The organism is Pseudomonas syringae group sp. 247E2 (genome assembly GCF_032587795.1).
GTDB lineage: Bacteria > Pseudomonadota > Gammaproteobacteria > Pseudomonadales > Pseudomonadaceae > Aquipseudomonas > Aquipseudomonas amygdali.
Map to the genome: position 1 here is coordinate 127,959 of NZ_JAWHPK010000037.1, position 19,235 is coordinate 147,193.

The following is a 19,235-nucleotide window of genomic DNA, read 5'->3' on the forward strand; positions in this document are numbered from 1 at the left end:
AATTACCTATGGAGATTTTCATGTATCCAGACGTACAGCTTTATATCGATGGCCAATGGCGCGCGAGCCGCGATGGCCGTTCCATTCCGGTCATAGACCCTGCAACCGGCCAGTCGCTGGGCAGTGTGGCACATGCCGGTATCACCGACCTTGACGAAGCCCTGGCGGCGGCCGAGCGTGGCTTTGCCACCTGGCGCGCCACCTCGGCCTATGATCGCTACAAGCTGATGCAGAAAGCCGCGAACCTGATTCGCGAGCGTGCCGACAACATTGCCCGGATCATGACCCAGGAGCAGGGCAAGCCCTTGGCCGAGGCGCGGATGGAAACCCTTTCTGCCGCTGATGTCATCGACTGGCTGGCCGAGGAAGGGCGTCGCAGCTATGGCCGTATCGTGCCTTCGCGTGGCGTGGCCATTGAGCAGAAGGTCGTCAAGGAGCCGGTCGGCCCTGTTGCGGCGTTCACACCATGGAATTTTCCGATCAATCAGGTGGTGCGCAAGTTGTCGTCTGCACTGGCAGCCGGGTGCTCGATCATCGTCAAGGCTCCGGAAGAAACTCCGGCGTCGCCTGCCGAGCTGATTCGGGCGTTTGCCGATGCCGGTGTTCCGGCAGGCGTGATTGGTCTGGTCTACGGCGATCCGGCTGAAATCTCTGGCTACCTGATCCCGCATCCGGTGATTCGCAAGGTCACGTTTACCGGTTCGACACCGGTCGGCAAGCAACTGGCTGCACTCGCCGGAAAACATATGAAGCGGGCAACCATGGAGCTGGGTGGTCATGCGCCGGCGCTGGTGTTCGATGACGCTGATATCGACCTCGCTGCGCGCGTGCTGGCCACCGCGAAGTTCCGCAATGCCGGACAGGTCTGCGTATCGCCGACGCGGATTCTGGTGCAACGCAAGGTGCTGGATGCGTTCACCGAGAGATTTGTGGGCCTGACCCGCGAGATCAAGGTCGGCAACGGTCTGGAGGCGGGCACCACGATGGGGCCGGTAGCCAACGAGCGACGTATTCCTGCGCTGGTCGATCTGATCGAAGACGCTGTGCGTGGCGGTGCAACCCTGTCTGCCGGAGGCAAGGCTGTCGAGGGGCCTGGCTATTTCTTCGAGCCAACCGTATTGAGTGGCCTGACACCGCAAATGCGCATCATGAACGAAGAACCTTTCGGGCCGGTTGCGCTGCTGGTGCCGTTCGACACGGTTGAAGAGGCTATTACCGAATCCAACCGGGTGCCGTTCGGGTTGGCGTCCTACGCGTTCACGACCTCGATGAAGACCGCTCAGGCGCTGAGTACTTACATTGAGGCGGGCATGCTGTCGATCAACCATCAGGGTATCGGCTTGCCCGAAGTCCCGTTCGGCGGGATCAAGGATTCCGGTTACGGTTCCGAAGGCGGCACCGAGGCCATTGAGGCTTACCTGAACACCAAGCTGGTCACTCAGTACAACTGAGTGCGCAACGGGTAAATAAAAACGGTCGCGATGTGCAAGCATCGCGACCGTTTTTTTGTTGCACGTACCCGTCAGTCTTTGGCTTGAATACCGGTCTGTCTCATGACCAGATTCTTTTCTTTCTTGTACTGCAGGGCAACTTCAGGTGCCGGGCCGCTCTGGCCGGTTTCCATCCACTTGCGTATACGGCTGGCGTCAGCGAAGTGGGTGTACTTGCCGAAAGCATCCAGAATAACCACGGAAACCGGACGATTGGCCATGCTGGTCAGCAGCACAAGGCAGTGGCCGGCCTGATTGGTAAAGCCGGTTTTGGTCAGTTTGATATCCCAGTTGTCCTTGCGCACCAGGTGGTCGGTATTGCTGAAACCCAGGGTGTAGGTCGGTTTGCGGAACGTCACCGTCTTTTGCTCGGTGGTGCTCAGTTCACTGAGCATCGGGTATTTGCGTGCCGCCATTACCAGCTTGGTGAGGTCGCGTGCGGTGGATACGTTGTAAACCGACAGGCCGGTAGGTTCGACATAGGCGGTATGTTTCATGCCCAGTGCCTTGGCCTTGGCGTTCATCGCCAGAATGAACGCGGGATAACCACCGGGATAGCTGTGCGCCAGGCTCGCCGCAGCGCGGTTTTCCGACGACATCAGGGTGATCAGCAACATGTCGCGGCGGTTCATTTCACTGCCGAGTTTGACCCGGGAGAAAACACCTTTCATTTCCGGGGTCTGGGAGATATTGACCGGTATGACTTCGTCCATCGATTGTTTGGCATCAAGGACTACCATCGCGGTCATCAGTTTGGTGACCGAGGCAATCGGTACAATCACGTCCGGGTTACTGGAGTACAGAACCTTGTCGGTTTGCAGGTCGATGACCATTGCGCTGCCTGAGGCGAGGTGCAGATTGGAAGGATCACGATTCAGAACAGCGGATTCGTTTGCCAGCGTGGTAGTGGAAAGCGCCGGGCCGGTAAGTACAAATAATAGGCCCAGAAGAGACAGACGAATTTTCAAGAGCAAGGCTCACTCGATAAAGGTGGTAATGGAAAGGATCGCGTCAAAACGCTGCATTTTATGAGCAGACTTTGCGGTGTGTCGATGGGTGTCGTAGGGCGTTTCATTAATAAATGCAGGAAACGGGATTTCGTTAAGTTGCGGTTAAGTGGCTTTTTGCTCTCAAACCTGTTTAAAACCGAACCACAATTGAATAGTCGTGGTGTGAAAGGCCTGCACCGATTAGCATTCCATGCCATTCAGGTCACCGATTCAAGGAGTCATGCAATGCTCAAGGGGTTTGTCAGCAAGGATTACGCAGTATTGGTGATCATCGCTTCGCTGGTTGTCATCCTGCTGCTGGGTGTCGGCTTTACATCACGCCCCAGTGACTGGGCAGGCTGGATGCAGGCCATTGGCCTGATCGTCGGTTTGATGGTTGCCGTGGCTGTACCCGCCATTCAGCGCAAGCAGGAAGCGGAGCAGGCGCGCAAGCAGGTACGTGACCGCGAAGTTGGCTACGCACGGCGCATGCAGTATCTGTGTGGCGAGCTAAGCGAATTGCAGGGCCGTATCAGTCTCAACCTGACGCACCTACGCGCCACTGACCGGCACAGCTTGAAATACACATTGCAGGACTACCTGCATCGCCTGTTCGAGTCTCACAAACAGGACCTGAACGATGATCGCGTGGTGCTGGCTCACGAGTTGCGTCAGGTTGCCAATGACCTGATCGATGAACTCGACAGTGGTCGGACCGACCGTGTGGTGTTCATGGCACTGGAAAAGCGCTTGCAGAAGCTGGCGCATCGTTGTCAGGTCAATGCTGCTATGGCCGAGCGCGGCTGAGACGGATCGTCTGCTTTCCCTGGCTCAAAAAAAGCCCGCCTTCAAAGAGGCGGGCAAGGGGATGTGCGGAGCAACGCACGAGGTTCGCAGAAAAAATCAGCTGTTGAGGGGGTGGCACTGCATTTGCCGCGACAACTCTTCGGCGACAGGCAAAGACGCCAGAGGGCCGCTGACCGGCTCGCCATCCTGAATCAGGTACCAGCAGGCCAGCAGACCTCGCTCTCTGAGCGGCGCTGGAACTGCACTGCCGACGACGGACATGATGTGTACCTTGGTCATAACTGCCTCCTCAATCCATGCCGCTACTGTAGTGGCCGATCGGGAAAGGTAGAAATCGACAGTCTCAATAGTGGTCATTGATAGCAACGAGGGTCGGGCACATTGCATCGGCAGGCGATAGTGTGAGCACACCAATGAAAAACCCGCCTGAAGAGGCGGGTTTTTTGTTCGGTTACCAGCGGCCGCGTGGCGGGCCGTAGTAATAGCCCGGGCCTGGTGGTGGCCCGTAGCGATGGTAGTAGCCTGGCGGTGGAGGCGGTGGGTAGCGCTCGACAACCTGGTAGACCGGGGCCGGCTGATAATAGACCGGTGGTGGTGCGTAGTAGACCGGCTGTTGTTGCACATAAACCGGCTCGCGCTCTACGTACACGGTTCTATCGCGACTTGAAGATACCGCCGCCCCGACAACGGCAGCGCCTACGATAGCACCTACCACGGCAGGGCCACCCCAGCCACGGTCAGCATTCGCCTGGCCAGCAAGGGCCAGGGCACCTACAAACAAGGCGATCTTGGGGATTTGACGAATCATGATTGTTCCTCGCTCTCAACCCGTTGTCGCGCGCCTGCATCACTCTCAAGCACTGCCACGGGATAACACTATGACATCGAAATTGTAAGAATCTGCGAAAGTGCTGAGTAAATTTTATGTAAGGTGTGCGGCGCGTGTCCTCGCGTTCGCTGGTGCGTAGCATACGCTTTTATCGAATATTCAAGCCATTACCGTCTGGAGGAAACCCGTATGCCCATTACTGCAAACAGAGACACATTGTTGTGCATGTCCATGGCCGCCCGTCCCGGCAACTTTGGCGTGCGTTTCCACAATCATCTTTATCAGCAGTTGGGCCTTAACTTCTATTACAAGACCTTCTCACCCAATGATCTTGCCGCTGCCGTGGCGGGCATTCGGTCGCTGGGGATACGTGGCAGTGGGGTTTCGATGCCGTTCAAGGAAGCCTGCATTGAACTGGTCGACGAACTTGATGCTTCCGCCGCCGCCATTCAGTCGATCAATACCATCGTCAACACCGATGGGCATTTGAAGGCGTTCAACACGGATTACATCGCGGTTGCGCAACTCATGGAGAGCCACGCCGTCCCTCGTAGCGCTTTTGCCCTGCGCGGCAGCGGGGGCATGGCCAAGGCGGTTGCGTTCGCGTTGCGCGATGCGGGTTTCACCGATGGCCTGATCGTGGCCCGCAACGAGCAGGCCGGTCGACGCCTGGCCGAGGCGTGTGGCTTTCGCTGGCAGGCGGAGCTGGGAAGCGCGCGACCACCTTTGCTGGTCAACGTCACGCCGCTAGGCATGCAAGGTGCCCAGGCTGACGAGTTGTCGTTTGACTTGCAGGCCATCGATGCGGCCGAGACGATTTTCGATGTGGTGGCTACCCCTGCCGAAACGCCGCTGATCCAGGCTGCACGTCGCCTGGGCAAGCGCGTCGTGAGCGGCGATGAAGTCGCGGCGATCCAGGCATTGGAGCAGTTTGTGCTGTATACCGGCATTCGCCCGACCGATGAGCAGTATCAACAGGCTGCGGCGTTCGCCAGGGCTGTATAGCCTTAGCCTGCGCGCCGGGCCGGACGGGGAACGCCGGGCATCACTCCAGTCTGGCAAGGCGCTCTTCAAGGGCAGCGACGCGCGCTTCCAGCTCATCAAGACGCTGGCTGGCAGCCGGGTTTGCCGCATTACGCTCAGGCGCGTGTTGTCGGGCTGCAAGCAGCTCTTGCAGATCATCCGGGTCGCCCAGCAGGTGCATGTAACGATCTTCCCGTTGACCGGGCTGGCGGGGTACGAGCATCGCCAGGCCTCTGGCGATGAGCCGTTCCAGTTGATGGATGAGTTGCTCGCTGTCCTCGAAATCCTGCATACGGTGACTGCGCGTGAGCAGTTCGCTGACGGTTTGCGGGCCGCGCAGCAGCAACAGGCCGGTCAGTATCACCTGCGCGGGGACCAGCTCAACGGCCTTGTCGACCCGGTGCTCCCAGCGATCAGCGCGACTGCCCATCACCAGACGCGTCAGGCCTCGACCCTCAAGAGCGCGCAGGCTCTGCCCGACCTGGCCCGGAGTCAGATTCATGACCGGATCGCGACTGGTCTTCTGGTTGCAGGCAAGTACCAGTGCATTAAGGGTCAGCGGGTAGGTTTCCGGGTTGGTCGCCTGTTTCTCGATCAGGCAGCCCAGAACACGCACTTCAGAGCTGTTGAGGTGCAGGGCGTCGGCATTCGGGGAGGATTCGGAGGAGGACGATTCAATGGACATGACGCTTCCCTGAGTGATGGCGGTGGATCAGCGTAGGGCGTGGCGCACATTATTGCCAGTGTCTGTTGCACTGATCTGCGGGGTCGCTGAAAAGTGTCACGGTGTTTGCCATCAGGAGGGTCTATAATTGCGCCTTTCTCAATCAGGATATGTCATGTCTATTTCCCTGTACGCCGCTTCCATTCCTGTCTTTCAGCAAATGCTCAATGCGCTGAGCGATGTTCTGACCAAGGCCGAAGCCTACGCGACCGAGAAGAAAATCCAGCCGCCAGCGCTGCTGCAGGCGCGTCTGTTCCCGGACATGTTGCCTTTTACCCGTCAGGTGCAGATTGCCGTCGATTTTGCCAAGGGTGCTTCGGCCCGCCTGGCAGGTGTCGAGATCCCGCAATACGATGACACCGAAACCACCTTTGCCGAACTGCAGGCACTGCTTGCCAAGACGCTTGCGTTCATCGGCAGCATCACGCCCGAACAGGTCGACGGCAAGGAGGGTATCGAAATCGTCCTGCGCCCCGGCACTGAAAAGGAAAAGCGTCTGAACGGTCAGGCTTATCTGCTCAGCTACGCCTTGCCGCAGTTCTTCTTCCACGTCACCACCGCTTACGACCTGCTGCGCCATAACGGCGTTGAAATCGGCAAGCGCGACTTCATGGGCAAGTTCTGATTCTGAAACGTGCGGGGCTGAAGCCTCGCTGATGTTCTCGTCCCTCGCCGTTATGCGCAAATCCAACTGACTATCGTGCCAATGCTCCGCATTGGCATGCATTGGCTGACGCAGAGCGTCACGAAATGCATTACCACGCGGAGCGTGGCAACGAGAGTTGTTGGGGTGTCAGCCCTGTTTTTCGGGCTGTAGTGTTGTTCTGGAGTATTCATGTTGTTGCCCATACTTCTGTTGTCGGCCGCCGGTTTTACCGTGCTGACCACAGAATTCGTCATTGTCGGTCTTTTGCCTGCGGTTGCCCGCGATCTGGATGTCCCGGTTTCGCAAGCGGGGCTGCTGGTCACCCTGTTCGCATTCACGGTTGCAGCTTTCGGTCCCTTTCTGACTGCCTACTTCTCGCGTTTCGAGCGCAAGCGTCTGTTTATCAGCATCCTTGTGCTGTTCGGCTTTTCAAATCTACTGGCAGCGCTGGCACCCAATATTGCCGTGATGGGGCTGGCGCGGCTGATTCCTGCGTTGGGGCTGCCGGTATTCTGGGCACTGGCCAGTGAGACCGCCGTGGACATCGTCGGGCCGCAGTTCGCTGGTCGGGCGATTGCCAGAATCGGTTTCGGCATCGTTTGCGCCACTGTGTTCGGCATTCCCATAGGCACCCTGATTTCCGATGCTTTCGGCTGGCGCAGTGCGTTTTTGGTGCTCGCCGGCCTGGCATTTGCCAAGGCACTGTTGCTGGCGGTCTATCTGCCACGGACGGCGGCGAAGAAAAACCCGGTGTCGATCCTCAACCAGTTCGGCATTTTGCGCAGCCGGATGATGCAGGGGCATGTGCTGCTGTCGGTACTGGTATTCAGCGGGATGTTCACCGCCTACACCTATTTGGCGGACATGCTGGAGCGTCTCGCCGGGTTCGACGGCAGCCTGGTGGGCTGGTGCCTGATGGGGTTTGGCGCGGTCGGCTTGCTCGGCAACTCGCTGGGCGGGCGCATGGTTGACCGGCATCCGCTGATTGCCAGCCTGGTATTCTGCGCCTTCATGGTGGTCGGCATGATCGCTGTGGTGCCGAGCATTCATTCGGTGTTCGCCTTGCCCGTCGCGCTGGCAATATGGGGTATCACCCAGGCCGCCTTGTTTCTGGTCAGTCATGTCCGGTTGATCAAGGCCGCACCGCAAGCACCTGCGTTCGCTGCGTCGCTGAACATCGCCGGAGCAAACCTTGGCATCGGCATCGGTGCGATGATCGGCGGCAGGGTCATTGATCATCTCGGTCTGGGTAACGTCGGTTTCGCCGCCGCGGGCATTATCGTTCTTGCGATTGTGCTGGCAGTGCTGCTGATCAGACGTGATCCCGGCCCGCTTGCCGCCTAACCTGCGTCGGTAAACAACTGGTTTCGTGCGCTTTCGGCGATGGCGACAACGCCGGGGTGTTTGACCTTGCGCTCCACGGTGATGGCGTAGAATGATTCGGTCACCGCATCGGTGTGGCCTATCACTTGTACGCCATACTGGCTCTGCACCTCATCGGCGATGACGCTGGGCGCAACAAAGACACCGCTGCCGGATTTGCCAAACGCCTTCATCAACGCGCTGTCATCAAACTCGCCGATGATACGCGGCTGGATGCTCTGTTCGGCAAACCAGCGCATCAGCCTGCCGCGAACGACGGTTTCCTGGCCTGGAATCAATAGCGGCGCACCGTGCATGCACTGCGGAAAGCCACTCCCGATACGTTCTGCCACTTCACGGGTCGCAAAGAAGCTGACCCCGCATTCTCCCAGTTTCTGGCTGTAGCCCTTGATATCCAGGTACTGCGGCATGGGGCTGTCGGAGATCACCAGGTCCAGACGCTGGATTGCCAGGTCTGCAAGCAGCCTTTCCAGTTTGTCTTCCCGGCAGGTGATGCGAATGGACTCACTGAGGTTCATGGTCGGGGCAATCAGCCGGTACACGATGGACTTGGGCACCACATCAGCTACCCCGATGCGCAACAGCAGTTGCTGTTCATCGGGCTGCGAGCGCAGCAGGTTTTCCAGATCATTGCCCAACTGAAACATCTGTTCGGCGTAGGGCAGGGCCAGGCGACCCGCTTCAGTCATTTCCAGTTGCCGGCCTACGCGCTGGAACAGATCGACACCCAGTGATGCCTCCAGCAGGCTGATCTGCCCGCTGACGGTCTGCGCGGTGAGATTCAACTGCTCGCAGGCGCGCACGATGCTGCCGGTTTTGGCTACTACCCAGAAATAGTGAAGCTGACGGTAATTGAGCATGATCTATGCCGATTCGGTAAAACCGAAGTATAAGCCTTATAAAATCGAATTTTCCGTATGTTTCAAAATGTCTAGAATCTGCTTCCAACGCCGGGCTGAACACGCCGCCCAGCCTTGCTTAACGAGGAAGCCATGAATAAAACCCTTTACGCTGCACTGCTGGGCTGCTCGCTGCTGGTAATGGCAGGATGCGATCAGATAGAGTCATCCACCAAGCATGTGGTGAATGCAGCGGCCGACACTGCAAAAAAGGCGATTGACGAAACCCATCAAGTCGCAACCAAGGCCATTGATGAGGCAAAACAGGAACTTTCGGTGCAGCAGCCACCACAAAGCTCGGCTGAAACCGAAAATACGACCGATAAATAAATCTGACTTACAACTAATATTGGCTCAGGCAGGGCAGTGATCTATGGAATACCTATTGGAACTCGCAACAAGTCCGGCAGCCTGGATCGCGCTGGCAACACTGGTGGTCATGGAAGTCGTATTGGGTATCGATAACCTGATCTTCATCTCGATCATCACCAACAAGCTCCCTGAGCACCAACGAGAAAAGGCCCGCAAACTGGGTATCGGTATGGCGCTGGTGATGCGCCTTGGCTTGCTCAGCACCGTGGCGTACATCGTGCAACTGACAGAGCCGGTATTCGAGGTGTTCGGCCAGGCGTTCTCGTGGAAGGACATGATTCTGATCGCTGGTGGCCTGTTCCTGGTCTGGAAAGCGACGACGGAAATTCACCACAGCATGGACGTCAAGACCGAAGAAGAGAAAGCCCTGGGTTCGGTCGTGGCATTGAGCATGAGCGCGGCCATCGTGCAGATCCTGATGCTGGATCTGGTGTTCTCTATCGACAGTATCATCACTGCCGTGGGCATGACCGAACACTTGCCGATTATGGTCATTGCTGTAATTACTGCCGTCGTCGTGATGCTTGTTGCTGCTAACCCGCTGGCGAAGTTCATCAACGATAACCCGACGGTGGTCATGCTGGCCCTGGGCTTCCTGATCATGATCGGTATGACGCTGATCGCCGAAGGCTTTGGCGCTCATGTACCCAAGGGCTACATCTACGCTGCCATGACCTTCTCGGCAGCCATTGAAGGCCTGAACATGCTGGTACGCAGAGCAAGACGCAAAAAGGCTGCTGCTCAGGTGTCCGCGCACTGATAGCAGGCCAGGCTGAAAAAAGGTCGACCCGGGTAACCGGGTCGACCTTTTTGCATTTCCACTGCCGACAACTTTATTCGAGCGGCACAACGAACTATCAGCTGGCCACAGCAGCGGGTACTTTGACAGCCTTTACCAGGCTCGGCCGTTTTGCCGCAGGTGACGCTGCACTGTGCGGCTGGTGATGGCGACGGGATATGCGCATTACGCCCCACAGCATTGCACTGGCTACAGCAAGCCACGAAGCGAGCAGCATCACGATTGTCAGTTCCAGGCTCATAAGTGCCTCCACATTCCTGCTTTTGTTGCGGTCCTGATAACTGACAGTCTAGTACGGGGCATGTTTCGGTTAATTGACCAGTGGCGCAGGGCTATGAACTATTTTCTCCATTCGGCCCGATGAGCCGCAGTGCCTGACTATACCCTGAACCCCCAGAGCTCTATGATCGGTGTCCAGGCCGGGTCGTGGGTTGCCCGGCATCAGTTGAAGCGAGTGAACATCTTGTCGGTCTCTTTCTATTCCGGTACTGCCGGTGCATTACGTTCATGGCTGGTTTTAGCCTTGCTCATGGGTCTTGTCGGCTGTTCTTCAATGGTCACGCCCGAGATGAAACGCCTTCCGGACCGGGTCGAACTGACATCGGTGCCGTTCTTCCGTGGGAACGCCTACCAGAGCGGACCAATGGTGCTGGCAAGCATGCTGGCCAACCAACAGGTGCAGACCACGCCCGGCTTGCTCGACAAGCCGCTGCAACTGCCAGGTGCCGAAGACCGGCTCGAACAGAATATGCAGAAGGTTGCGCGGGAATACGGGTTCATGGTCTATCCGCTTGATGGTCAATTACACGACCTGCTGACTCAAGTGTCGGCGGGCTATCCGGTCATGCTGCGCTTTTCCCAGGGCTCTGCACTGTGGAAGAGCCCACGTTATGCCGTGTTGATTGGTTACAACCGGGTAAAGGAGACGGTGTTGTTGAATGCAGGCATGGATCGTCGCTATTCAATGAGTTTCAGCCGCTTCACATCGGCGTGGAAAGAGGCCGGCAGTTGGGCGGTGCTGGTTCAGTCGCCCCGGCAGCTGCCCGCCAACGTCGATCAGCAGCGCTGGTTGCAGGCCGCTGAAGCTTTATCGAAGTCCGGACAGGAGCAGGCGGCGGGCGAGGCGAAACGAACGCTGGCACGCGGCGTTAAATGAAATAAACGCGGCACAAACAAAAACGGCACCGATAAGGTGCCGTTTTACTGTCAGCGAACTTAAAAACCCAACCTGTCACGCAGGCTGTAATACCAGGCGCCTAACGCAGTAAGCGGGGTGCGCAGCATCTGCCCGCCAGGGAAAGGATAGTGGGGCAGGTCGGCGAACGCATCAAAGCGCTCTGCCTGACCGCGCAAGGCCTCGGCCAGTACCTTGCCCGCCAGATGCGTATAAGTCACGCCGTGTCCGCTGCAACCCTGCGAGTAATAGATGTTGTCGCCAAGCCTGCCAACCTGAGGCAGGCGAGACAGGGTCAGCAGAAAGTTGCCGGTCCATGCGTAGTCGACCTTCACATCCTTGAGCTGTGGAAACGCCTTGAGCATCTTCGGCCGGATAATGGATTCGATGTTGGCGGGATCTCTGGCACCGTAGACCACGCCGCCGCCGAAGATCAGGCGCTTGTCGGCGCTGAGGCGGTAGTAATCCAGCAGGTAATTGCAATCCTCGACGCAGTAATCCTGCGGCAGAAGTGTTTTGGCCAGTTCATCGCTCAGCGGCTCTGTGGTGATCACTTGAGTGCCACAAGGCATCGACTTGGCAGCCAGCTCCGGAACCAGATTGCCCAGATAGGCGTTGCCGGCCACGATGATGAATTTCGCGCGGACCTTGCCTTGCGCCGTATGGACCACAGGGCTGGCACCGCGCTCGATGCGAATGGCCGCCGACTGCTCGTAAATCGTGCCGCCCAGGGTCTCGACCGCGGCCGCTTCACCCAGCGCCAGATTGAGCGGGTGAATATGGCCGCCGGTCATGTCCAGCAGCCCGCCGATATATTGATCACAGGCAACGACTTCGTTGATCCGGCGCTTGTCCATCAGCTCAAGGCCGGTGTGGCCGTAACGCTCCCACAGTCGCTGCTGGGCTTCCAGATGCGCCAGTTGCTTCCCGGTCAGCGCTGCAAATACACCGCCATCCTTCAGGTCGCACTGGATATCGTAGCGGGAAACCCGATCACGAATGATGGATGCGCCCTCAAAGGCCATCTGCCCCAGCAACTGCGCCTGGCGTGGCCCGACGGTTCGCTCGATCACATCAATGTCACGGCTGTAACTATTGACGATCTGCCCGCCATTACGCCCCGACGCGCCAAAGCCGACTTTTGCCGCTTCCAGCACCGTGACCCGGAATCCATTCTCCAGCAGGAACAGCGCACTCGACAGGCCTGTATAGCCAGCTCCGATGACGCACACGTCGGTTTCGACTTCACCCTGCAACGCTGGACGTTCCGGGGCGGCATTGGCTGAAGCGGCGTAGTAGGACTGCGGATAGGGCGTATTTGCCATCCTGAGACTCCGTTTAATATTCTTGACGATGTGGCGATCGTACCCGAGAACCAAAAGCTCTGCCAGCAACAGGCGAAAAGTGTCATTCCCTGCCAACGGGCAAAAAACGCTGTAATTCATAGGCTTAGAGAAAAAACAGATTGACAGGTATCTGAATATCCGTAGAATGCGGACCCACAGCAGGCACGTAGCTCAGTTGGTTAGAGCACCACCTTGACATGGTGGGGGTCGTTGGTTCGAGTCCAATCGCGCCTACCAGATAAAATCCGCTCTGCTGGGCGGTAAGAAAAGGGTCAGCCGAAAGGCTGGCCCTTTTTTGTCTCTGGGTGCTGAACCCCAAGGTAAAAATTTCGCGTATTCAGAGAGTTACTGCAAAAAAGAATTTGACAGGCATTCGAATATCCGTAGAATGCCGACCCACAGCAGGCACGTAGCTCAGTTGGTTAGAGCACCACCTTGACATGGTGGGGGTCGTTGGTTCGAGTCCAATCGCGCCTACCAGATAAAATCCGCTCTGCTGGGCGGTAAAAAAAGGGTCAACCGAGAGGTTGACCCTTTTTTGTTGCGTCTGTTTCACTCGAAGCCAGTGCCTGCTCTTATGCCAACGCAGAGCCTTGGCACAAGAGGGCAAGCAGCTTCAGGGAATCAGTCGGTCACGGCGCAGCTTTTCAAATACCTCGAAAAACGCATCGTCACTCGCCTGGAACGCCGTGAAGCCCAGTTTGCGACTTTTCGACATATCCGTAACCACTTCGATCGGACGGCCCAGGTCGGCGTCGGTGTGCCATGGCGAAATCAGGCGATTGATATCACCTTCCTTGAGTTGATGCTCGCGGACAATATCGGTCCAGGCAGCCTGATCATCGGCCATCTGCGTTTCCAGCGGGGCTGGCTCGCTCGGAAAATCGGCTGGCTGCAGGTCGAAGTACTCGGCGATCTGCCCCCACATCCAGCTCCAGCGGAATACGTCGCCATTGGTGATGTTGAACGCCTGATTTGCCGCAGCAGGCGTCGTGGCGGCCCACAGTTGCTGATGGGCGAGCTGACGCGCATCGGTCATGTCGGTCAGACTGTCCCACTGCACGCGTGAGCCCGGAAACACGAAAGGTCGGCCGGTTGCCTTGCAGATCGAGGCATAGACGGCGAGGGTGGTCGCCATGTTCATCGCATTGCCGACCGCGACACCTGTCACGGTGTGCGGGCGATGGACGCTCCAGGTAAAACCGTCTTTCTCGGCGGCAGCGAAGACTTCATCTTCCTGCGCGTAATAGAAGTTCTCGATATCCAGGCGCGCTTGCGTCTCCCTGAACGGCGTTTGTGGCAGCGTGCCCTTACCGTAGGCTTCGAACGGGCCAAGGTAGTGTTTGAGCCCGGTGACCAGCGCAACGTGTTTCACACTGCCAGCGGGCCGTACAGCATCCAGCACATTGCGCACCATCGCAGCATTGACGCGGATGTTCTCTGCTTCAGTGGCCTGACGCGACCATGTGGTGATGAAAACGTGGGTGGGCTTCAAATCAGCCAGGGCCGCACTGACGGACTCCGGGTTCTGCAGGTCTGCAGCCACTGGAATTACGCCGGGCCGCGCTGACGGACTACGGGAGAGGGCGGCAACCTGCCAATCGTTTTCCAGTAACAACTGTGTGATTGCACTGCCGACAATGCCACTTGCGCCAACAACCAGGGCGGTCTGAGTCATAGGGGATCTCCTGAGACGGGGATGAAGGTAATGAACCGTCTGCTCTCTCAGAACAGCTTCAGGCCTGACCGTTCAACCCGATCTGGCTGATCACCCTTTGGCGTTGCGCCAGATGCTCGAAATGCTCTCAGGCCCGCTGGGCATATGACTTGACGATGGTCTTGGTCGCACTGCTGGCCTTCAAGTCTGCGAGTTTCTTCGGAGCCAGCCATTTGCAAGCGGCAATCTCATTCTGTGGCGAAGGCTCGCTTGAGGCCGGGACCTGCGTAGTGAACACGTAGTGAGTAACCCGATCTTTCTCATAAACCTCGAGATAGAGCAGATCAAGATTTTTCAGGCCTGTTTCCTCGCACAATTCACGCATGGCGGCCTGAGCAGGCGTTTCACCAGCCTCGATCTTGCCACCAGGCAATGCCCAGCGCGATTTTGGTTTGCGCACGTAGAGGACCTGGCCGTCGCGTTTGCAGATGACTGTCGCTCGTTGTTTCATGATTTGTTCACCTGTTAAAACGTCCGTTGACATGAGTATCTGCAAGGACTTCGTGAACTTGAGACCCAAAGGCAGTCAATGATAGTCACTAAAATGTAATAAATAGTTCATTTTTCTGGCCAGGACAAGCTCATGCCAGCATGAAGCAGGGTGGGCCAGGCGCAAGTGCGGGCTTCAAGCCGTTACCGACACTTACAGTGAGTATGAGTATCAGTGGGTTATTGTCTGTAGTCAGTTCATGCCTTGCGACGTACGGCATGTCTCGTGCGCGCAGCCATCCATGGCAGCGCCAGGCTCTTCAGGTGCATTCAGCCCGCATCATGCGGCGTTTGAGTCAGCAGGAATTTCCTGCTTGAGGCTGGCCATGTCGATGACGAAACGATATTTCACGTCGCCTTTGAGCATCCGCTCGTAAGCCTCGTTGATGTCCTGCATGGCGATCATTTCAATGTCTGAAACGATGCCGTGTTCGGCGCAGAAGTCCAGCATTTCCTGGGTTTCCTGAATGCCGCCGATCAACGAGCCTGCCAGACTGCGGCGTTTGAAGATCAAATTGAAGACTGCCGGAGACGGGTGCGGCTCTGCCGGTGCGCCGACCAGCGTCATGGTGCCGTCACGCTTGAGAAGGGACAGAAATGCATCCAGATCATGCGGTGCTGCGACTGTATTGAGGATGAAATCCAGGCTATTGGCCTGGGCTGCCATCTGCGCAGCATCTTTGGATACAACAACTTCGTCGGCACCCAGCCGCAAGCCATCTTCACGCTTGTCGGGCGATGTCGTGAACAGCACCACATGAGCGCCCATGGCGTGCGCGATCTTGACGCCCATGTGGCCGAGCCCTCCGAGCCCGACAATGCCCACTTTTTTGCCCGGGCCGACCTTCCAGTGGCGCAATGGCGAGTACGTGGTGATACCTGCGCACAACAGCGGCGCGACGGCGGCCAGATTGGCGTCGTGAGAGATGCGCAGGACGAACTTCTCCTTGACCACGATCTTGTCGGAGTAGCCCCCGAAGGTGTTCTCGCCGCCAAATACCGGGCCGTTGTAGGTGCCTGTGAAGCCGCTCTCGCAATATTGCTCGTCACCCTCTGCGCAGGGTGTACATTGCTGGCAACTGTCTACCATGCAGCCGACACCCGCGAGGTCGCCGACCTTGAAATGTTTGACGTCTGCACCGACTGCCGTTACCCGGCCAACGATTTCGTGGCCCGGAACCGAAGGATAGAGTGTGTTGTGCCACTCATTGCGTGCGGTATGCAGGTCCGAGTGACAAACGCCGCAGTAGAGAATGTCGATCTGAACGTCTTCGGCACCGGGTGAGCGGCGTTCGAACTGATACGGTTTGAGCACTTCCTGAGCAGACTGCGCTGCGTAACTGTAAGTCTTGACCATGACTGTCACCTGTTCAGTGGGGGAAGAATATGTAACGCCGCGAGCAAGCATAGCCGAGCCCTGCTCATTCACCTTGGCGGTCTCGCGACACACCTGAATCTGACCCGTATGGCAGCCGTGTAGTGCCCCATGTCACATGGATGTCATCTGACAGGCAAAGGGTCTGCCAAAAAGGTATGAACTTTGCAACAATGCAGCAGCACACTTGTTACCTTTGGTCATGGTTTTTACGGATGACCGTCGTCGGCTCATGCATCTGGTGTTTCCATGACAGTCTCACATCTGGCCACGGGTATATGCCCGAGCGTAGCGTTCAGTCCAGACACCACGTTGGCTGCCAACCATGACCGATTCGCCGGTCACGCGCCCATTGACGCACTTTTGAGCGCTGCACGGGAACAGATACCGGATATCGCCTGGGCAGCCTACGCTGCAGGCGAGCTGAAATGTCTGCTCGGGCAGGGCGACCCTGCAGTCGTCTGGCCTGCGCACATCGCTGCTGAAGACTTCGACACATACTGTGCTCAATCGCAGCTTCATTGCCGAGTCGCCGGGCAGGGCGAGGGCGTGTTGGGCTGGGTGCTGGCGCCAATGGCCGAAAAAGACCATCCCGCGCTGGTGGATCTCGCTGCCAGACTGGGTTCACTGTTGCAGACCGCTGCGTTGATCCGGGCGCAGAACACCCAGCGGGTTCTCTATGAAATCAGCCTGCTGGCCAGCTCCACGCTGGATCGTGGGGCTTTTCTGCAGGGTATTCATGAGCAGTTGAGTGCGCTGATCGATGCCGAGAACTTCTACGTCGCGCTGTATGACCAGCAAAGCCGCAAGATCACTTATCCGTATTACATCGACCGTTTCGATGACGAAGCGATGGGCCACGAGACGTTCGAATTCATCGACGCCGATCGAATGTCGCTCACCGGGTATGTCTTGAGCACCGGGCAACCCTTGTTTCTGGAAGCAGCCTGTATCGAGCGGGCAAAAGCCGAAGGTCGTTTTTTCTGGGTGGGGCGTCTGCCGGAGTTCTGGATGGGCGCGCCCCTGAAAAACGCCTCGGACGAAGTATTCGGCATGGTTGCGATGCAGGTCTATGACGTGTCCCGCGTCTACAGTGCTCAGGATCGCGCGTTGTTTTCCGTGGTGTCACGGCATGTGGCGATGGCCCTGGACCGACTGCTGCGCCGTACCGACCTGGAGCAGATTGTGGCACTGCGCACACAACAGCTTTCGGCAGCCAATGACGCCCTGCGCCAGGAAGTGCGCGACCGTGAACGCGCCGAGCACTTGCAGAGTGCTCTGTTCCAGATTGCCGAGCTTTCCAGCCAGCCGGGCGATATGAATGAGCTGTTTCGCAGCCTGCACATGATTGTCGGCGAGCTGCTGGTAGCACTCAATTTCTACATCGCCCTTTACGACAGCGCTACAGGCGAAGTGACCTTTCCTTATTACATCGACGAATTCCAGCCCACGCCGCCACGTTCACGGCGTGGGCAGCGCGGCTTTACCGAGTATGTGATAGGCCAGCGGCGACCGTGCCTGATCGATTACGACGATGCCCGCAGGCTGGAAAGCCTGGGCGAAATCGAGGTGCAAAAAAATACCGGTCGTTCTTCTTCCTGGCTGGGTATCCCGCTGTTCGATGGCGAGGAGGTGCGCGGCGTGCTGGTGGTGCAAAGCTATTCGAAGGATGTCAGCTATACCTTGCGTGATCAGGAACTGCTGACCTTTGTCTCTCGCCACATCGACACGGCACTGTCCCGGCGCAGCGCGGCAGAGGCGATCCACACCGCCAATGTGCTCCTCGAAGCCCGGGTTCGCGACCGGACCCGGGAGCTGGATCAGGCCAACGCCAGGTTGCAGCATGAAAACTCCCACGACTCGTTGACCGGACTGCCTAACCGCAGTCACTTGCAACATCGCCTGAAACAGGCGTGGCAGGACTTTTGCCTGAACGGCCAGCAGCTGATTGTCATGTTCATCGATCTGGATCGTTTCAAGATGATCAATGACAGCCTTGGCCACCACTGCGGCGATATCCTCCTGGTGCAGGCCGCCGAGCGGCTGCGCAGTTGCATGCGTGAAGGGGATCTGCTGGCCAGGCTTGGAGGTGACGAATTTGCGGTGCTAAGCATCGATGCACCGTTACAGGCCGGTACGGATATAGCCCAGCGGATCCTGACCGCGTTCGAGCAACCGTTCGTGATTGACGATAACAGCGTCTTTTCTTCTTGCAGCATCGGCGTGGTGGGTGCTGACAGCCGCTTCCATCAGGAGCCGGCGGACCTCTTGCGTGATGCCGACACCGCCATGTATCGGGTCAAGAATGGTGGGCGTGACAGCTTCGCCGTGTTCAATCAGGCTCTGCGTCGGGAGGTGTCGGATCAGGTCGAGCAAGAGGGAGCGTTGCGCACGGCCCTGAAGCGTACTGATCAACTGATCCCCTATTTTCAGCCGGTCATCTGTGTCAGGACCGGAGAGTTACTGGCGTTCGAAGCGTTGATCCGCTGGCGCATGCCGGATGGACGGATCGTCGGGCCGGAAAGCTTTTTGCCCGCGCTGGAGGGTTTGCGCCTGATTGGTCGTCTGGATATCTACATGCTCAAATGCGTGGTGAACATCCTGGCGCAACCCGAGAACGGCCACTGGCCGCCAGTGCATGTGAACTGCTCCAGCTACAGCATCACCCGCCCGGCATTCGCTGCAGAAGTGCTGGCGATGCTTGCTGAACAGAATGTTGCGCCCTGGCGTCTGTGCCTGGAGCTTACGGAGGGGGCATTGGTGGCCGACCCTGAGCAGGCACGCCTGTCAATGAAGCAACTGGCCGAGCAGGGCATGTCGGTCATGCTGGACGATTTTGGCGCGGGGTTTTCTTCGCTCAGCTATGTGCATCAGTACCATTTCAGCGGCTTGAAAATCGACAAATCGTTTATCTTCGGACTGGCCTCCAGCATACGCAGCCGGGCCATCGTGCGGGCCATCGTACGCATGGCCGAATCCCTTGATCTGAACGTCGTCGCCGAAGGTGTCGAAGATCTGGAAACACTCGAGTTGCTGCGCGAGATCGGCGCGACCCAGGCGCAGGGTTACTACTTCTCTGAACCGTTGCCGATCGAGCTGTTGAACGTCAATACCGGTCGTGCGGCAGGCTGAAAGCAGCCTGTGTCGGCGAATGTTTGCCGCAAACGGCAGAA

General features: G+C 57.7%; 19 protein-coding genes and 2 tRNA genes. 11 read left to right on the plus strand and 10 right to left on the minus strand.

Going from position 1 to position 19,235, the window contains the following annotated elements; translation table 11 throughout:
- Nucleotides 1–20: 20 nt before the first annotated feature.
- Nucleotides 21–1,451 carry an NAD-dependent succinate-semialdehyde dehydrogenase gene (locus tag RYC18_RS25380; protein ID WP_054077341.1) on the plus strand — a complete coding sequence of 477 codons (1,431 nt, stop codon included), beginning with the start codon at nt 21–23 and terminating at the stop codon, nt 1,449–1,451.
- Nucleotides 1,452–1,522: 71 nt separating this feature from the next.
- Here RYC18_RS25380 and pbpG read toward each other — a convergent pair whose 3' ends face one another.
- Nucleotides 1,523–2,458, minus strand: coding sequence for a D-alanyl-D-alanine endopeptidase (pbpG, locus tag RYC18_RS25385; protein WP_002553614.1), 936 nt, complete (start codon nt 2,456–2,458; stop codon nt 1,523–1,525).
- A gap of 267 nt (nt 2,459–2,725) precedes the next feature.
- Between pbpG and RYC18_RS25390 the strand changes: the two genes are divergently transcribed.
- Nucleotides 2,726–3,286, plus strand: a complete 561-nt coding sequence (locus RYC18_RS25390; protein WP_005757910.1) for a hypothetical protein — start codon at nt 2,726–2,728, stop codon at nt 3,284–3,286.
- A gap of 96 nt (nt 3,287–3,382) precedes the next feature.
- Here RYC18_RS25390 and RYC18_RS25395 read toward each other — a convergent pair whose 3' ends face one another.
- The gene (locus RYC18_RS25395) at nt 3,383–3,565 is read right to left on the minus strand and encodes a hypothetical protein (RefSeq protein WP_054077342.1); all 183 of its coding nucleotides are present in this window, start codon (nt 3,563–3,565) and stop codon (nt 3,383–3,385) included.
- 172 nt (nt 3,566–3,737) lie between these two features.
- A complete protein-coding gene (locus RYC18_RS25400; protein ID WP_002553616.1) occupies nt 3,738–4,094 on the minus strand; it encodes a hypothetical protein in 357 nt (118 codons plus the stop codon).
- A gap of 210 nt (nt 4,095–4,304) precedes the next feature.
- On the opposite strand from RYC18_RS25400, the gene RYC18_RS25405 reads away from it, so the two are divergent.
- On the plus strand, nt 4,305–5,120 hold the full coding sequence (locus RYC18_RS25405; RefSeq protein ID WP_316887003.1) for a shikimate 5-dehydrogenase: 816 nt from the start codon (nt 4,305–4,307) through the stop codon (nt 5,118–5,120).
- 40 nt (nt 5,121–5,160) lie between these two features.
- On the opposite strand, the gene RYC18_RS25410 is transcribed toward RYC18_RS25405, so the two are convergent.
- Nucleotides 5,161–5,823, minus strand: a complete 663-nt coding sequence (locus tag RYC18_RS25410; protein WP_316887004.1) for a YceH family protein — start codon at nt 5,821–5,823, stop codon at nt 5,161–5,163.
- 154 nt (nt 5,824–5,977) lie between these two features.
- On the opposite strand from RYC18_RS25410, the gene RYC18_RS25415 reads away from it, so the two are divergent.
- Nucleotides 5,978–6,487: a DUF1993 family protein gene (locus tag RYC18_RS25415; protein ID WP_002553619.1), complete on the plus strand. Its 510-nt coding sequence runs from the start codon at nt 5,978–5,980 to the stop codon at nt 6,485–6,487.
- Nucleotides 6,488–6,697: 210 nt separating this feature from the next.
- On the plus strand, nt 6,698–7,852 hold the full coding sequence (locus RYC18_RS25420) for an MFS transporter (RefSeq protein ID WP_005777610.1): 1,155 nt from the start codon (nt 6,698–6,700) through the stop codon (nt 7,850–7,852).
- Here the strand turns inward: RYC18_RS25420 and nhaR are convergent.
- The gene (gene nhaR, locus RYC18_RS25425) at nt 7,849–8,751 is read right to left on the minus strand and encodes a transcriptional activator NhaR (protein ID WP_005777608.1); all 903 of its coding nucleotides are present in this window, start codon (nt 8,749–8,751) and stop codon (nt 7,849–7,851) included. The two genes, RYC18_RS25420 and nhaR, sit on opposite strands and share 4 nt — an antisense overlap.
- Nucleotides 8,752–8,883: 132 nt before the next feature.
- On the opposite strand from nhaR, the gene RYC18_RS25430 reads away from it, so the two are divergent.
- Together RYC18_RS25430 and RYC18_RS25435 are read left to right on the plus strand one after the other, a co-directional pair.
- Entirely contained in the window at nt 8,884–9,120 is a 237-nt protein-coding gene (locus RYC18_RS25430) for a hypothetical protein (RefSeq protein ID WP_005777606.1), read from the plus strand.
- A gap of 43 nt (nt 9,121–9,163) precedes the next feature.
- Complete coding sequence (locus RYC18_RS25435; RefSeq protein WP_002553623.1) at nt 9,164–9,922, plus strand: TerC family protein; 759 nt, start codon at nt 9,164–9,166, stop codon at nt 9,920–9,922.
- A gap of 97 nt (nt 9,923–10,019) precedes the next feature.
- On the opposite strand, the gene RYC18_RS25440 is transcribed toward RYC18_RS25435, so the two are convergent.
- Nucleotides 10,020–10,202 carry a hypothetical protein gene (locus RYC18_RS25440; protein WP_004658124.1) on the minus strand — a complete coding sequence of 61 codons (183 nt, stop codon included), beginning with the start codon at nt 10,200–10,202 and terminating at the stop codon, nt 10,020–10,022.
- A 219-nt stretch (nt 10,203–10,421) separates the two neighbouring features.
- On the opposite strand from RYC18_RS25440, the gene RYC18_RS25445 reads away from it, so the two are divergent.
- A complete protein-coding gene (locus tag RYC18_RS25445) occupies nt 10,422–11,117 on the plus strand; it encodes a peptidase C39 family protein (RefSeq protein WP_029241015.1) in 696 nt (231 codons plus the stop codon).
- A gap of 59 nt (nt 11,118–11,176) precedes the next feature.
- On the opposite strand, the gene RYC18_RS25450 is transcribed toward RYC18_RS25445, so the two are convergent.
- Nucleotides 11,177–12,460: an FAD-binding oxidoreductase gene (locus tag RYC18_RS25450; RefSeq protein ID WP_316887005.1), complete on the minus strand. Its 1,284-nt coding sequence runs from the start codon at nt 12,458–12,460 to the stop codon at nt 11,177–11,179.
- Nucleotides 12,461–12,641: 181 nt separating this feature from the next.
- Here RYC18_RS25450 and RYC18_RS25455 point away from each other — a divergent pair.
- Nucleotides 12,642–12,718: transfer RNA gene (locus RYC18_RS25455), tRNA-Val, on the plus strand.
- Nucleotides 12,719–12,884: 166 nt separating this feature from the next.
- A tRNA-Val gene (locus tag RYC18_RS25460) sits at nt 12,885–12,961 on the plus strand.
- A gap of 136 nt (nt 12,962–13,097) precedes the next feature.
- Here RYC18_RS25460 and RYC18_RS25465 read toward each other — a convergent pair.
- The 3 genes from RYC18_RS25465 to RYC18_RS25475 all read right to left on the minus strand — a co-directional run bounded on the left by RYC18_RS25465 (nt 13,098) and on the right by RYC18_RS25475 (nt 16,044).
- Nucleotides 13,098–14,159, minus strand: coding sequence for an SDR family oxidoreductase (locus tag RYC18_RS25465; RefSeq protein ID WP_005757221.1), 1,062 nt, complete (start codon nt 14,157–14,159; stop codon nt 13,098–13,100).
- Between the two features lie 127 nt (nt 14,160–14,286).
- Complete coding sequence (locus RYC18_RS25470; RefSeq protein WP_316887006.1) at nt 14,287–14,649, minus strand: NUDIX hydrolase; 363 nt, start codon at nt 14,647–14,649, stop codon at nt 14,287–14,289.
- Between the two features lie 318 nt (nt 14,650–14,967).
- A complete protein-coding gene (locus RYC18_RS25475) occupies nt 14,968–16,044 on the minus strand; it encodes an NAD(P)-dependent alcohol dehydrogenase (RefSeq protein WP_005743562.1) in 1,077 nt (358 codons plus the stop codon).
- 267 nt (nt 16,045–16,311) lie between these two features.
- Here RYC18_RS25475 and RYC18_RS25480 point away from each other — a divergent pair, with 267 nt between their 5' ends.
- Nucleotides 16,312–19,194, plus strand: coding sequence for an EAL domain-containing protein (locus RYC18_RS25480; protein WP_316887007.1), 2,883 nt, complete (start codon nt 16,312–16,314; stop codon nt 19,192–19,194).
- Nucleotides 19,195–19,235 lie beyond the last annotated feature (41 nt).